This is a genomic window from Streptomyces venetus (genome assembly GCF_039540295.1).
Taxonomy (GTDB): domain Bacteria; phylum Actinomycetota; class Actinomycetes; order Streptomycetales; family Streptomycetaceae; genus Streptomyces; species Streptomyces venetus.
The window spans coordinates 369212-383777 of the sequence record NZ_BAABET010000001.1 but is presented as its reverse complement, the minus strand read 5'-3'; the positions used below and the strand labels follow the sequence as shown (position 1 = coordinate 383777).

The following is a 14566-nucleotide window of genomic DNA, read 5'->3' as shown; positions in this document are numbered from 1 at the left end:
CGTCCGGATCACGCCGCCACGACGTCCGCCACGACGCAGCTGACGTTGTCCGGCCCGCCGGCCTTGTTCGCCGCCCCGACCAGGGCCTTGACCGTCTCGTCCGGGGTGACCCGCGAGGTGAGGAGGCCGTGGATCCGGTCTTCGGGGACGACGCCCGACAGACCGTCGGAGCACAGCAGATACCGGTCGCCGGGGAGGGCGTCGTGCAGGCGGAGGTCCGGGAGCGCGTCGGAGCCCCCGCCCGTCAGGGCCTTCAGCAGCAGCGCACGCTGGGGGTGGGACGTGGCCTCCTCGGCGGTCAGACGGCCCTCGTCCACCATCGACTGGACCATCGTGTGGTCGTGGGTGATACGGAACAGCTCGCCGTCGCGCAGCAGGTAGACACGGGAGTCGCCGATGTGCACCAGGGCCAGCCGCGAGCCCGTCCACAGCGCGGCGGTCAGGGTCGTGCCGATGTCGTCGGCGCCCTCGGCCACGGCCCGGACGGCCTCGGCCGCTCCCCGTACCGCGTCCTCCAGGAGGTTGAGGACCCCGCCCGCCGGGATCTCGTCCGTGTCCAGGAAGCGCAGCGCCTCCACGGCGGCACTGCTCGCGGGCCCGCCGGCCGGCCCGAAGCCGTCGGCGACGGCCAGCAGCCGCGTGCCCGCGTACGCCGTGTCCTGGTTGGCCGGGCGCACGCGGCCGGTGTCCGAGTGGGCGGAGTAGCGAAGTTCCAGCATGGCGGTGTCCTTTCCGGACTCTGGCGAGTCCGCCGTCAGGTGATCGACCAGGAACGCGGCGATGTCCCGCCGCAGCGCCGTCTCGGCCTCGACCCGTGCCCAGTAGGCGCGGATCTCCCGGGCGGCGGCCGTGGCGTCGCGGTCGTGCAGCCGGCACACCCGGCGGATCTCGGCCAGCGGCATGCCCAGCCGCCGCAACCACGCCACCAGCCGAGCCCGCTCCAGCTGCGCGACCGCGTAGTACCGGTATCCGGTTTCCGGGTCCACCCGGGCGGGCGGCAGCAGGTCCAGCTCGTCGTACAGGCGCAGTGCCTTCGGCGAGAGCCGGCAGGCCTTCGCGAACGCGCCGATCGTCAGCATGTCCATGCGCCCCCCTGGGCTCCGCGCTTTCCTCGCGCTTTCCTGATTCCGCCACCGATGCTGGGGCTTCACCGAAGGTGAAGGTCAAGCAGGGTGTCGCGGTTCCCGGGCGGCTTGTTAGCCTGCGCCGGGATCGATCGTTCGTCCGAGGATGGAGTCGCCGTGGCCGGCACCCCGCGCATCGCGCTCGTCACCTACGACCCCCGGGGCGAGGAGAGCAAGGACCGGGACATGCCGGTGCTCGCGGGCGCCCTGCGGGAGGCCGGGGCCGAGGCCGCCGTCGTCCACTGGGACGACCCCGAGGTGGACTGGGCCGGGTTCGACCTCGCCCTCATACGGTCCACCTGGGACTACAGCTGGCGGGCCGAGGAGTTCACGGCCTGGGCCGAGCGGTGCGGGCGGGAGACCCGGCTGGCCAACCCCGTGGACGTCGTGCGGTGGAACGCCGACAAGCGGTACCTCGGCCGGCTCGCGGAGGCCGGGGTGCCCGCCGTGCCCACCCGGTACTTCGCCCCCGGCGACCCCGTCGAGCTGCCCGACGGCCACGAGTACGTCGTGAAGCCCACCTCCGGCGCCGGCGCCCGGTACGCCGCCCGCTACCCGGCCGGGGAGCGTGACGCCGCGCTGCGCCAGACCGAGCGGATGCACGCCGAGGGGTTCACCGTGATGGTGCAGCCGTACCTCACCGGCATCGAGACACACGGCGAGCGGGCCCTTCAGTTCTTCGGCGGACGTCTGCTGCACGCCAGCCGCAAGGGCGCCGTCCTCGAGCCGGGCACCCCGTACGACGCCGACAAGATCGCCCACCCGGACCTCCGCCCCTGGCAGCCGACGGCAGCGGAACTCGACGTCGCCGAGCGGGCCCTGGCCGCCGTCCCCGGGCAGCCGGAGCTGCTCTACGCGCGCGTGGACCTCGTCACCGGCGAGGACGGGCAGCCGTGCGTGATGGAGCTGGAGCTGATCGAGCCGAACCTGTTCCTGTGGCTGCACCCGGACTCCGTGCCGCTGGTCGTGAAGGCGATCCTGGCCGCCGCCTGCTGACCACCACCTGTGGGGCGTACGCCCCTCTTTGAGGCTTTTGGTGTAGTGGTAGCACCATGCCCTCCGAGCGACACTCCTGGGCACCGCTGCTCGCGGTGTGCGCCGGGTACTTCATGGTGATCCTGGACGTGACGGTCATCAACGTCGCCGTTCCGGTGATCGGCCGGGAGCTGTCGGCCTCGCTCACCGGCATCCAGTGGATCACCGACGGGTACACCCTGGTCTTCGCCGGGTTCCTGCTGACCGGCGGCGCGCTGGGCGACCGGCTCGGCAACCGCCGGGTGTTCTGCGCGGGCGTGACGGTGTTCACCGTGTCCTCGGCGGCCTGCGCCCTCGCGCCCAACGCCCCCTTCCTGGTGGTGGCGCGGCTGGTGGAGGGGCTCGGCGCGGCACTGATCGTGCCCGGCTCGCTGGCGCTGCTCCAGCAGTCCTACCCGGAGCGGGCCGCACGCTCGCGGGCCTTCGGGCTGTGGGGTTCCATGGCGGGCATCGCGGCCTCCGCCGGACCACTGCTCGGCGGGCTGCTCGTCTCCACGGTGGGCTGGCGCTGGGTGTTCCTCATCAACCTGCCCGTCGGGGCGGTCTGCCTGGCGCTGACGCTGCGGCACGTGGCGCGCTCGCCCCGGCGCGCCGACCGGGCCCTGGACTGGCCGGCGCAGGTCGCGGTCGTCGCGGCGGTGGCACTGCTGACCGCGGCGCTCAACGAGGCCGGACGGCGCGGCTGGTCCGACCCGGCCGTCCTCGCCGGGCTGGGCCTGGCCGTGCTGTCCGCCGCGGCCTTCGGCCTGCGCGAGCGGCTGGCCCGCTCTCCCGCCCTCCCACTGAGCCTGCTGCGCGCACGCGCCATGAGCGGCGGCGCCGTCATCGGCCTGCTGTTCAACTTCGGCTTCTACGGCATGGTGTTCACCGCCAGCCTGGAGTTCCAGCACCAGCGTGGCTACAGCGCCCTCGGCACCGGTCTCGCCCTCTTCCCGGCCGTGGCGATGACCATGTTCGCCTCCGTCCTGTCCGGCCGGCTCAGCCGCCGCACCGGCGACCGGCCCCTGGTCGTCTCCGGCATGCTCCTGGCCGCGCTGGGCCTGGCCGGCTGGGCCGCCGCGGGCGCCGACCCCGCCTACGGGCTCCTGGTGCTCCCGATGATGGCCGCCGGCTTCGGCACGTCGTTCGCCCTCACCGGCTCGACCGCCACCGTGATGGGCGCGGCCCCCCAGGCCTACTCGGGGGCCGCCTCCGCCCTGTTCAACACCACCCGCCAGGTCGGCAGCGCCACCGGCGTGGCACTCGGCGGCAGCCTGCTCGCCTCCGCCTCGAACTACGGCACCGGGATCCGCACCGGCATGCTCATCGGGGCCGCGGCTTACCTGGCCGCCGCGGGCCTCGCGTGGCGCTGCGTGCCCCCGAAGGCCGGGCAGCCCGTGATGGCCTGAGGCCCCCGGCTCTCGACCGGGTCGGAGCGTCTCAGCCCGGACGGCCGGTGACGCCCACCCGCTGCAACAGACCCCAGGTGAACTCCGCGACGACCTCCCTCGGCACGCCCCGCGCGTCCGGCGCGGTGAACGCCAGCCCCCACCGGGTCGGTGCCGTGCCCTCCAGGGGGCGGGCCGGGGCGAAGGCGCGGGCCACTTCGTCGACCGTGCAGCACCAGGGGGTCAGATCGTCGAGCGTGCGCAACTCGGGACCCTTGGCGCCCGGGGCGCGGACCAGCCACTCGTTCCACACGGCGCCGTTCGGGGCGGTCAGGACCTCGAACCGCAGATCGGGCCAGAGCGGCACGGGCCAGAGCCAGGCCTCGCAGTCCAGGTCGCCGATCCGGCGGGCGGTGCGGGACTCCGGTTCGCCGAGGACCGAACGGTACCGGGAGAGGGGCGCGCGGGAGCGCGGCGAGCGGACCATCGCCTGCCAGCGCTTGTTCGCCTCGCGCATGTCCGCGAGGGACACCCCCAGCTCGTGGCGGGCGTCCTCGACCAGGCCGGGGTTGTGGTCGGCCATGCGGCGCAGCAGCACCAACTGGAAGTCGAGCGGGGTGAAGGGGCTAGCGGGGCGCTTTCCGGAGGGCATGGGACCCATCGTCGCCCACCGGGGCGGAGCCCGGGCGGCGGCCGTCCGGCAGGAAGAGGACCGAGTTGACGTAACGCGGGCCCCTGAGGACGGGGGAGGGCAGCACACGGCGGAGCAGACCGTGGGAGACGACGTGGGAGGCGCCGGCCTGGTGGTCCTCCAGGGGGAACTTCGCCAGCGGCACCCAGGTGTCGCGGGGCAGGACCCAGCCGTCGTAGCCCAGCAGGGACAGGTACGTCACCACCGGCGCGATCGGCTGGATGCGGGACTCCAGCTCCACGAACAGGGCCGGGCGGTCCCGGGCCAGCAGGCCCGTCGCGCCGCGCAGCACCGCCGGCTCGTTGCCGTCCACGTCGATCTTGACGAAGCCGACGTCGCGCAGCCCCAGCTCGTCCAGCGTGACGCAGGGGACGTCCAGCGCCCGGCCGTGGATGTCGCGCCGCACCAGCGACGACACACCCCGGTCGCCCGAGTCGTCCGACGGCAGCCACAGCCGGGCGATGCCCGGCCGGTCCGAGGCCGCGGCACGGATCACCCGAACGTTCGGCGGGGCCCCGGCTGCCAGCAGCCGGGCCAGATGGGGCACCGGTTCGATCGTCACGACATGCTCGGCGAGACCGGACAGCCGGTGCGTCCAGGGCCCGTACCAGCCGCCGACGTCCACCGCCGTGCCGCACTCCGGCGGGCACAACTCGGCGAGCCGGGCCAGCTCCGGTTCGAACCGGGGATACAGCGCCCGGGCCGTCGCGGCCACCAGACGCGTGGGCAGGAGGGGCGCGAGGCGGGCGGCCAGACTGGTCACGGCGCCATCCTCCTGAGGAGTTCCTCGTGTTCGTCGTCCGGCACCTGTTCGCCCGAGGAGGGCAGCAACTGCGGGATGCCGTCGACGATCGGATAGCGGCGTTGCAGACGCGGGTTGTACAGCGCCTCCTCCTGCCCGGCCGTCTCGGCCAGCAGACGCAGCGGGCCCTTGTCGAGCGGGCAGGCCAGGATCTTCAGCAGTGGGTCGTCGGGCTTCACGGTGAGGCCAACTCCTTGGCGGGTGGGGCGGGTCGGGGAGCGTCGTCGTGCTTCGGCATGGTCAGCAGCACGGCGACCGCGAGGGCCGTGCCCGCCACTCGCAGCGCGAGCCGCAGCGGGTCGCCCGGCAGGGCCTCGCCGAACGACAGCGTGCCGAGCACCGCAGTGAACAGAGAGGTCACGGTCGTGCACACCGGCACGATCAGCGAGGCCCGGCAGCGCTGGAGCGCGGCCTGCGACATCACCAGGCCGAACACACCGGTGAACAACAGCAGATACGGATACGGGGAGCTCAGCAGGCCCAGGACCGCACCGCCGATCCCGCTGGTCGTCAGACGGCTCGACACGCCCTTGATGGCCAGCGAGCTGACGCCGTACAGCAGGCCCACCGCCACGCCGTACTCGACGCCGGTCGTCGGACGCCGGTGCCGGTTGCGGGCCCGCCGCTCCGCGGAGCCGTACAGCCACACCCCGGCCGCCAGCGACGGCACGCACACCAGCAGGATCAACGGATAGGGCGCCTCCTGGCCGACCCGGTCCGCGCTCTCGCGCAGCGACAGCACCACCATCAAAAGCGCGAGCAGGATCGCGCCCAGCGCGTACCGCTCCCGGCCGCTCGTCTCCTCCCCGAGCAGCCGCGCCGACAGCAGCACGAGCAGCACCAGACCGGAGACGAAGATGCCTTGCGCGGCGGCGATCGGCAGCGTGCGGTAGACGACGAGCTGCGCTCCGAAACCGGCGGCCAGGGAGAGCGAACCGCCGATCCACAGAGGGCTGCCGAGGACGAGGCGCAGCAGCCGGGCCGGCTCCCGGATCGTCACCTCGGGGAGGGCGGTGAGCGCCCGTTTCTCCAGCACGAAGCCCAGGCTGTACAGGGTGTTCGCCAGCAGCGCCGCGGCCACTCCCCACCACATGGGCTACGTCCTCCTGGCGTGCAGCAGCAGGATCGACGCGAGCCGCGGCCGGGCACAGGCCAGCCGGTCCAGGGGCCGCAGCGGGCGCGGTACGCCGTGGAAGGGGGCGCCGTCGAGCCGTACGACCTCGAACCCGGACGCGGCGACGAACTCCTTGAGCGCGCGGGCGGTGTAGAGGCGCAGGTGTCCCACGACCTCCTTGCCCGGCCGGCCGTGGATGCCGCGCAGACTGACCTCCGAGAAGACCGGCTGCACACCGGCCAGCAGCAGGGCGCGGTTGTACCAGGCGGCCAGATTCGGCGTGGACAGCATCAGATGCCCGCCGGGCCGCAGGATCCGGCGGATCTCGTCCAGCGCGGCGTCCGGATCGACGAGGTGCTCGATCACCTCGCTGAACAGCACGGCGTCGGCCGACTCGGTGGCGAACGGCAGACCGCCGCCGGTGAGTTCACCGCGCACCGCGTACGGGACGCGGGTGCGGGCGCGGCGCAGGGCGTCCTGGGACCAGTCGACGCCGACGATGCGATGGCCGGGGAGGAAGGGCGCGGCGGTGGCGGCGGCGGTGCCGTCGCCGCAGCCGATGTCGACGACGGTGCGGGTGCCGTCGGCGGCCGGGCCGAGGGCCCGGGCCAGCATGCGGGCCTGGCGGATACCGCGCGGGGTGCCGGAGGCGACCGGCACGGCCGGGTTCTCGTAGAAGTCGCGCAGGCCGCGGGGCGGGGGAGCGGTGGTGGAGGCCGTCGAGGCCGTCGTCTTCACGGGGTCACCTCCGTGGTGCGCAGATAGTGCTCGAAGAGGTCGCGGAGGTGGGCGCCGTCGCCGTGGCTGAGCAGGGCCCGGGACCAGCGCAGGGCCAGGTGGAGGCGGCCGGCGGTGGAGGCGGTGGTGACGGTGAGGCCGCGCGGCATCCGGGCCGGGGCCGAGAACCACACCGCGTGCGCGCGGCCCGCCTCCGCGCCGAAGTCCAGGGGGTACGGGATACGGCCGATGTTGCTGAGCAAGGTCGTCGAGGTCCAGGGCGCGGCGGCCCTGCGCAGGGTGCGGGTGAGGGCGGCGCGGACGGCGACGGGTGCCCAGGGGGCGGTGAGGAGGGTGGCGCCATGGCCCAGCTGGGGGCGCGGCAGGGACTTGAGGGCGCGGGTCCGCTCCGCGGTGCGGCGGAGCAGGGCGGGCATGTCGGTGACGTGCAACTCCGTTGGGAGAAACGGTACTTCGACGAGGCGGGTGCCGTTGCCGATGGGCATCGTGGTGTCGCGGGGGCGGTCGTCCACGGGCATGGTGATGCGGAGCGGGCGGCGGGGGCGGATGCCGTGCTCCCGGTTCCAGTGGGCGATGGTCAGGGCCGTGGTGACCATGAGCTGGTCGTTGACGGTGTAGGGGGAGCCCTTGGGGCGGTGGGGCAGGGGGAGTTCGGTGACGAGCACGCCGTTGCCGGGGGACGGTTCCGGTGTGCCTTGTGCGACCCGGGCGGGGGGCGACCAGCTGGTCGGGATGGCAGGGGCTTCCTGAGGGGCTCGGGGTGTACGGGTGGGGGGTGCGGTGGGGGAGTTGTCACTGCCGCTGTAGAGCTCCGCGGCGGTGGCGAGTATGCGGAGGCAGGCCGGGCCGTCCAGGGCGGTGTGGTTGATGGTGAGGACCAGGACTGTGCCTTGGGTGGTGCTGGGTGTCGGGGCTGGGGGCGGGGCGTCGCGCGGCCCGGCGTCGCGGGGTGCCTCCCCCAAGCTCTCGGCTTCGCTCGAGCAGGGGGTACCCCCATCGCCCACCCTCCCCCAAGCTCTCGGCTTCTCCCCCAAGTTCTCGGCTGCGCTCGAACAGGGGGGACCCCCATGAGCAGGGGGGACCCCCATCGCCCCAGCGGCACGACTGCCCGCAGCTAGGGCGACTACCTCCAGGCGTATCGGCGGTGACATCGACAGGGGTGGGGCCTCTGTCAGGGACCGGGTTCTGGCGTCCTGTAACGCGCGCGGGTCCGGCGGTGTGAAGGTGATCGCCTCCGTGTCCGGCTCTCGCGTCAGCTCCCACTCGTAGCGGCGTCGGTACCAAGGGCCCTGTGCCTCCCGCATGAGGATCCGCGGATGCCGGTGCAGGGCCTCCGTGAACGCCTTGCGGAAGCGGGGCTCGTCGAGCGGGCCGGGCAGGTGGACCTCGATGTGGACGGTTTCCGGTTCCTCCTCCTGGAGGCAGTGCCGGGAGACCTCGTCCACCACCGGGAAGGGGATGCGGGTCGGAGACGTCATGCGGGGTCGGTCCTCTCCGGGGCGGGCTCGCGCAGGCTCACCAGGCCCGCGAACAGGCCGATCAACGCCAGCAGTTGGGCCACGTGGCCGAACGCGCCGTCGCCCGCGCCCACCGGCTCACCGGCCCCGGTCGCCGCCGCGACCCCCGCACCCGCCAGGGCCACGAACGCGATCGGCACCAGCAGCGTGTGCCGCCGCGAGGCCAAGAGCGCCAGCGCCGGGACCAGCAGCGCGAACCAGCCCGCGATCACCACCCCGACCAGCGTCAGCGCCACCGTGCCGAGCCACAGGCCGGGCGGCGGCGGGGACGGTTGCGGGGCGTCCGGGTTGGGGGCCCGGCGGCGCCACAGGGCCAGCCCCAGCAGCACCGCGATGCCGGCGCCGCTGCCGATCAGACCGGCGTCGTAGGTCGTGGCCGGTTCGTACGACAGCTTGACCGTGCCGCCCGCCCCGGCGGGGATCCGCCAGCCCTGCTGCCAGCCGTCCAGCCGCAGCGGGGCGAGCTCCTTGCCGTTCAGCGTGGCCTTCCAGCCGTCGTTGTGGTTCTCGTACGTGGTCAGGTACGAGGCCGCGCCCGAGCCGACCGTCACCTCGCGCCGGTCGCCCAGCCAGTCCCGCACCCGCAGCTCGCGCCCGGCCGCGGCGGCCTTAGGGACCGTCCCGCGGGCCAGTGTCACGTCGGTCAGCGCGAGCGGACCGGCGTCACCGCCCTCCAGCCGGTGCTCGCCCGACCCGAGCTCCACCTCGCTGTCGTCCCGCCCCCGCTGACACAGCGTGAGCTCGACGGACCGCCGCTCCACGAGGTCCTGGACCGTTCCCTTCGCACCCGTCTGGTAGAGCTCGCCGTCCAGTGCCACGTCAGGGCCCTTGCCGCACGGCAGGGAGAACTTCCGGGTGCCGTCCGGCTGCGGGGTTCGGTACTGGTCGAGGGCCGGGAGGTACGCCTCCGTCAGGCCCACCGGGAGGCGCAGATCCTCGTCGGCGACCGGGTTGTGCAGGGTCAGCGGGGCGGTCCCGGTGATCGTGACGTCGAGCCGGTCCGTGGTGATCGGCGGGAAGCGGACCCAGCCGTTCTCGTCGACAGCGGCGATCGCCGCGCCGTCCGGGGAGCTGATGTGCACCTCGGACGCGCGGGTGGACAGCCCCCCGGCGGGTGCCAGCACCAGTTCGCCGACCGGCTGCTTGCCCTCCCAGCTCAGATGGATCGTCGGCCGGTCGCCCGCGATCCACGCCGTCGTCAGGTCGCCGTCGGTGAGGTTGCGTGTCGTGAGGCCCGCGCCGAGGCTCGCCGTGGAGTCGGCCGTGGCGACGATCCGGGACTGCTGCTCCGGCGCGACCTCGTACAGCAGCCGGTCGAGTTCCTCGCCCGGCACCGGGACCGCGCTCGCCGTCACCTCGTACGTCCCGCCGGCCGGTGTCGTGAAGCGACGGTGCAGGCCGGCCTCGGTGCCGGTCGCGGAGAGGCCGGTCGGGTCGGACGCCCGGTGCAGGGAGACGACCGTGGCGTCCGATGTCGCGTCGTGCGCGTCCGTCGGGAGCCGCAGCAGCCGGGTCACCCGCACGTCCGGCAGGTCGATCTCGGAGAACCCCGCTCCCGTGAGACCGGCCCGCCGCTCGACCGAGTCCACGATCGTCAGCTTCATCCACCGCGTGGCGCCCTCGGGTGCCTTGATCCGCTGGGTCGTGCCGTTCGGCTGGAGGAAGCTGGTCCGCGAGCCCTTCTCCGTCTCTACCCGCACCTTCGTCGCCGCCGCCCGCACGCTCTCCTGCGGCAACGGCGTGACCTTGAAGGAGGACGGCATGGTGTAGGAGCCGGTGAAGCCGATGCGCAGCCACTGCCCGTCCGGCGTGTCCGGCGCGCCCTCCGTCCAGGCCGTGTCCGGATTGCCGTCGAAGGCGTTGACCGGGTCGAACTGCGGCAGGTGGAAGAGCCAGTTGCCGTACGAGGACGCCGTCACCGAGCGGGCGCCGCGCAGTTCGGCCACCGTCTGGTGGCCGGACCCCTCGACGGGCAGGATCTGCCGCGGCTTCTCACCCGGGTCCTGCTGACCGTCGGGCGCGTTGCGCTCGTCCCGCGTGTACGTGTACGACGTGTTGGCGTTGACCAGGCCGAACCGGGTGTCGGCGCGCCGCATCCCGTCGCCCAGCACCTGCACGGCCGGAGTGCCGAGCCCCGGGTGGTTGTCGCCGGTCAGGACGGCCGGCCGCCCGCGCAGCCGGGACGCCAGCGGCAGCAGCGCCTCCGGGCCGCCGGACACCACGGCCGTGTCGGAGACCGGGAGCAGCCCCGCCTGCCCGGGGCGTGCCACGTCCTCCCCGGTCGGCCGGTAGATCTCCACGGCCCGCTGCCGCGCGTACAGTCCCTCGACCTGGAGCGGGGCGTCCTGGGCGATCCGACCGCCGGTCATCACCGGCCCCAGCCCCGTCACCCGCTCGTACCCCGACTGCTCCAGCGTGCGCTTCACGGTCGCGGTCGGCACGGACCCGATCTGGTCCGGATCGAGGTCGTTGCGTACGACGACGTAGTACAGCCCCGCCCGGCTCAAGTAGTCTGCCAGGCCCGGCACTTCGGAGCCCGTCATCAGCGCCTGCTCGACCGCGTCCATCGCCCGCCGGTTGCCCGGTGTGCCGAACGGCACGTAGTCGCGCTGCGCCCAGCGGGACTCCGCGAGCACGTCCAGCGGCTGGTCGATCGGCGAGCCCCACGTGTACATGCCGTGCGCGGTGGCCGGGACCACCAGGGCCCGCGAGTCGGGCGAGTACTTGTCCAGCCAGTCGGCGGTGGCCTGCCAGTACGCCGGCAGCTTCTGGAACGAACCCGGGTTGAGGATCGAGCCGTTGAGGTACGGCCACAGCAGCCCCGGCAGGATCAGCACGGCCGCGACCAGTGGGGCGAAACGCCGCCCGCGCACCGGCCGGGCACCGCGCGTCTCGGCCGCCACACCCACCAGATGCGCCAGGCCCAGCACGAGCGCCAGCGCCAGTCCCGTCTGGAACTTGTAGATGTTGCGGAACGGCGACAGCCAGCCGTCCAGCCAGCCCTGCACGACCCCGTGGAACGGCGCCCCGAACGCCCCGCCGTACCCGGCGAGCAGCACCAGCGCCGTCACCAGCACGGTCAGCACGAGCCACCGCCGCTCGGGCATGTCCCGCCGGGCGAGACCCGCGAGCCCCAGCCCGGCGGCGAGCGCCGAGCCCACGATCACCACGACCGACGAGGCCACGGCCCACCCCGCGGGCAGCCACGCCTCACCGAAGTGCAGATAGGCGACCCAGTTCCCGGCGCCGCGCAGCGCCTCGGTCGCCGACATGGTGTCCGTGGTCGTCTGCGACGTCTCGATGTAGGGCAGGAAGTTCTCGCCGTAGACGCCGAGCAGCAGCAGCGGCACCCACCACCAGGCCGTCACCACGAGCACGGCCGGGGCCCACCAGGCGATCAGCTTGCGCTGCCGCGGCCCGGGCGGTCTGGACAGCAGGTACAGCCCGACGGGCAGCAGGGACGCCAGGGTCGCCGAGGCGTTCACCCCACCCATGAACGGCACGAGCAGCGCCGACCGCAGGGCCGCGACCCGGGCGGCGTACCGCTCGGTCGTCAGCGGCAGCAGCACCCACGGCAGGAACGCGCCGGGCAGCGCCGCGGCCGACGTCGACCCGATGACGGTCGTGAACAGCGGCCACAGCGCATACGCCACGGCCCCCAGTAACCGCGAAGCCCCGCTCCCCACCCGCAGCCGCTCGGCCAGCCGCAGCGCACCCCAGAAGGCGACGGACACGACGACCGACAGCCACAGCCGCTCCGCCAGCCACACCGGCAGCCGTACGAGATCGCACAGCCAGTAGAACGGCAGCATCGGCCACAGGTAGCCGACGTACTGGTCCTGGATCCCGCCGAACCCGGCCCGGTCGTGCCACAACTGCCCCAGATCGGCGAGGAACTGACCCGGGTCGACCGTGACACCCAGCTTGGTGTCGAAGGTCTGCCGTCCCGGGTGCACCACCAGGAACAGCACGAACACCACGGCCCAGAAACCCAGCAGCCAGCGCCGCGACCGGGGGCCCTCGGGCGGCCCCGCCGCGGTGGCGGTGGTGGGGACGGCTGCCGGTGGAGGAGCCTGGACCGTGGTTGTCATGTAGGACACCGCCGCAGGATGAGGAGGAGGTTCCAGGTGGCGAACTCGCGGATCCCGGGCGCCTTGACGACGGCCTCCGCGAGGAACGGCCAGTAGCGGGAGCGCGCCGAGACGACCGTGACGTCGTCCCGGGCACGCACCTGCCGCAGGGTGGAGCCGATGTGCACCGCGAACAGGTTCTCGCCGAGCGTGTGCTTGGCGGGCCTGCCGGTCCGCCGCAGATACCGGGCCCGGGCCCGCTCGGCGCCGAAGTAGTGCCACGGGGCCCACTCGTGCCCGCCCCACGGCGACAGCCAGTTGGTGAACGACACGTAGATCAGCCCGCCCGGCCGGGTCACCCGGGCCAGCTCACTGAGGAACGTCTCCGGATCGGCCACGTGCTCCAGCACGTTGGAGGAGAAGGTGACGTCGGCGATACCGTCCCGGAGGGGCAGCAGGTAGCCGTCGGCGACGACTGTGCTGTCGGGCGGCTTCTCGCCCAACTCGGCCATGTCCGGCTCGAAGAGAAACGCGTGCGCCCCGCGCCGCCGGAACTCCGCGGTGAAGTACCCGCCGCCTCCACCGACATCCAGGACGGTACGCCCGTCCACGGGCCCGTCGTACGCCTCCACCTGATCGACGGCGTCCCGCGCGAGCAACGAGTAGCAGCCCTCGGGATCACCCTGCTCATGAAGGAAGGCACGGAACAGGGCGACCGAGCGTCGAAGGGATGGATCTTTCACACCGCGGCGCCGGGAGGTGCCTTCTTGGGGGCGCGGGGCTGTGACATGTGCGGCTCCGCCGCGTGGGCGCACGGGCGGTGTCACGGGGCCCAGCCCCTCACCGCCTCCGCGGCAACAACCCGAAACTGCCGCACAGTCCGATCCCACCGAAACCGTGCCGCCCGCTCCCGTGCCGCCTTCCCCATCAACTCCCGCCGCCGCCCGGCCAGGGCCAGCGCACACCACGCCGCGGCGAACGACGACTCACCCTGCGCGAGAACCCCGGTCTCACCGTCCACCACGGAGTCCTTGAGCCCGGGCACGTCGAAGGCCACACTCGGCGTCTCCCGAGCCGCGGCCTCCGTCACGACCAGCCCCCACCCCTCCACGGCGGAGGGGTGCAGCAACAACCAGGCGGCACACAGCAGCCGGTGCTTCTCGGCCTCGGACACGTACCCGGTGAACTCCACACCGGGACCGGCGAGTCGCTCCAGGCGTTCCCGCTCCGGCCCGTCCCCGACGATCACCAACCGCCCGCCGGTCACCGGCCGCACCCGCTCCCACAACCGCAGCAGCAGATCGATCCGCTTGTACTCGACGAGCCGCCCGACGGCGACGAACAACGGCTCCGGCGACCGGTCCGCTCTCGGCCCCGGCTCCTCGACCCCGTTGTGCACGACCCGGATCCGCTCCCGCTCGACCCCGATCTCCCGCAGCGCATGGGCCGTCGAGGACGACACGGCGACCAGCAGGCCGCGCTGCCGCGCCCCGGTCAGCGCCCAGTGCTCGAGTCTTCGGCCGATCTTCGCGGCCGGGGCCAGCGGTCCGCCGAAGCGCATCGACCACAGGTCCGTATGGACGTGGTTGACCAGGCACAGCGTGGGCCCCTGGTGCCACAGCGGCGCCAGGTACGGCATGCCGTTGCACACCTCGACCAGCAGATCGCAGTCACCGACCTGGCGGGCGAAGGCGGACCGGGCGCGCAGATAGTGGCCGTACGGGCCGCCCGCCGACACGACCCGGTAGTCGCGGAAGGCCGCGGGGCCCCCGCACAGCAGGGTCACCTGGTGGCCCAGGCGGGTCAGGCCGTCGGCGAGCTTGTCGACCAGCAGCTCGGAGCCGCCGGCGGACGGGTTGTCCAGATCGCGATGAGCGAGGAAGACGATCCGGCGCGGATGTGGGGGGAGCGCCGGGGGGTGCTGCGGCACGCCCGGGAGCGTGGCGCGCAGCGAGGACGGTACGTGCTGGGGCATGGGTGCTCCAACTCGTCTCGGGGTGCGGAAATCAGCGTGGGGAAACGTGGGGGGTGTGGTCGTCGCGGAGAAGTCGGCCTGTGGGGGGCCTGGGATCTTCCTGGGAGGGGAGTGTGGACGGGTTGTGCTCGGG

12 protein-coding genes are annotated in these 14566 nt (G+C 73.4%); 2 read left to right on the top strand and 10 right to left on the bottom strand.

Features of this window, described 5'->3' with window-relative positions; translation table 11 throughout:
• Nucleotides 1-8 precede the first annotated feature (8 nt).
• Nucleotides 9-1085, bottom strand: coding sequence for a MerR family transcriptional regulator (locus tag ABEA82_RS01680; protein WP_345659513.1), 1077 nt, complete (start codon nt 1083-1085; stop codon nt 9-11).
• 156 nt (nt 1086-1241) lie between these two features.
• Here ABEA82_RS01680 and ABEA82_RS01675 point away from each other — a divergent pair, with 156 nt between their 5' ends.
• Together ABEA82_RS01675 and ABEA82_RS01670 are read left to right on the top strand one after the other, a co-directional pair.
• On the top strand, nt 1242-2120 hold the full coding sequence (locus ABEA82_RS01675; protein ID WP_345659512.1) for an ATP-grasp domain-containing protein: 879 nt from the start codon (nt 1242-1244) through the stop codon (nt 2118-2120).
• Between the two features lie 56 nt (nt 2121-2176).
• Entirely contained in the window at nt 2177-3547 is a 1371-nt protein-coding gene (locus tag ABEA82_RS01670) for an MFS transporter (protein WP_345659511.1), read from the top strand.
• 31 nt (nt 3548-3578) lie between these two features.
• Here ABEA82_RS01670 and ABEA82_RS01665 read toward each other — a convergent pair whose 3' ends face one another.
• The 9 genes from ABEA82_RS01665 to ABEA82_RS01625 form a co-directional block, all read right to left on the bottom strand.
• Nucleotides 3579-4187 carry a hypothetical protein gene (locus ABEA82_RS01665; RefSeq protein ID WP_345659510.1) on the bottom strand — a complete coding sequence of 203 codons (609 nt, stop codon included), beginning with the start codon at nt 4185-4187 and terminating at the stop codon, nt 3579-3581.
• Nucleotides 4153-4980, bottom strand: coding sequence for an FkbM family methyltransferase (locus ABEA82_RS01660; protein ID WP_345659509.1), 828 nt, complete (start codon nt 4978-4980; stop codon nt 4153-4155). The genes ABEA82_RS01665 and ABEA82_RS01660 overlap by 35 nt, the downstream gene beginning before the upstream one ends.
• The gene (locus tag ABEA82_RS01655; protein WP_345659508.1) at nt 4977-5198 is read right to left on the bottom strand and encodes a Trm112 family protein; all 222 of its coding nucleotides are present in this window, start codon (nt 5196-5198) and stop codon (nt 4977-4979) included. The genes ABEA82_RS01660 and ABEA82_RS01655 overlap by 4 nt, the downstream gene beginning before the upstream one ends.
• Entirely contained in the window at nt 5195-6100 is a 906-nt protein-coding gene (locus ABEA82_RS01650; RefSeq protein WP_345660099.1) for a hypothetical protein, read from the bottom strand. The genes ABEA82_RS01655 and ABEA82_RS01650 overlap by 4 nt, the downstream gene beginning before the upstream one ends.
• Nucleotides 6101-6115: 15 nt before the next feature.
• Nucleotides 6116-6871, bottom strand: a complete 756-nt coding sequence (locus ABEA82_RS01645; protein ID WP_345659507.1) for a class I SAM-dependent methyltransferase — start codon at nt 6869-6871, stop codon at nt 6116-6118.
• Nucleotides 6868-8349 (bottom strand): condensation protein, encoded by a 1482-nt coding sequence (locus tag ABEA82_RS01640; RefSeq protein ID WP_345659506.1) that lies wholly within the window; start codon nt 8347-8349, stop codon nt 6868-6870. Before ABEA82_RS01640 ends, ABEA82_RS01645 begins: the two co-directional genes overlap by 4 nt.
• Nucleotides 8346-12479, bottom strand: a complete 4134-nt coding sequence (locus ABEA82_RS01635; protein ID WP_345659505.1) for an alpha-(1->3)-arabinofuranosyltransferase — start codon at nt 12477-12479, stop codon at nt 8346-8348. The genes ABEA82_RS01640 and ABEA82_RS01635 overlap by 4 nt, the downstream gene beginning before the upstream one ends.
• Entirely contained in the window at nt 12476-13201 is a 726-nt protein-coding gene (locus tag ABEA82_RS01630) for a class I SAM-dependent methyltransferase (protein ID WP_345659504.1), read from the bottom strand. Before ABEA82_RS01630 ends, ABEA82_RS01635 begins: the two co-directional genes overlap by 4 nt.
• An 80-nt stretch (nt 13202-13281) precedes the next feature.
• The gene (locus ABEA82_RS01625; protein ID WP_345659503.1) at nt 13282-14433 is read right to left on the bottom strand and encodes a glycosyltransferase family 4 protein; all 1152 of its coding nucleotides are present in this window, start codon (nt 14431-14433) and stop codon (nt 13282-13284) included.
• Nucleotides 14434-14566 lie beyond the last annotated feature (133 nt).

Bases quoted from the DNA above. Each gene is read 5' to 3' on its own strand.
- ABEA82_RS01640 (WP_345659506.1), bottom strand. From the start codon at position 8,349: ATGACGTCTCCGACCCGCATCCCCTTCCCGGTGGTGGACGAGGTCTCC.
- ABEA82_RS01665 (WP_345659510.1), bottom strand. From the start codon at position 4,187: ATGGGTCCCATGCCCTCCGGAAAGCGCCCCGCTAGCCCCTTCACCCCG.
- ABEA82_RS01635 (WP_345659505.1), bottom strand. From the start codon at position 12,479: ATGACAACCACGGTCCAGGCTCCTCCACCGGCAGCCGTCCCCACCACC.
- ABEA82_RS01625 (WP_345659503.1), bottom strand. From the start codon at position 14,433: ATGCCCCAGCACGTACCGTCCTCGCTGCGCGCCACGCTCCCGGGCGTG.
- ABEA82_RS01670 (WP_345659511.1), top strand. From the start codon at position 2,177: ATGCCCTCCGAGCGACACTCCTGGGCACCGCTGCTCGCGGTGTGCGCC.
- ABEA82_RS01680 (WP_345659513.1), bottom strand. From the start codon at position 1,085: ATGGACATGCTGACGATCGGCGCGTTCGCGAAGGCCTGCCGGCTCTCG.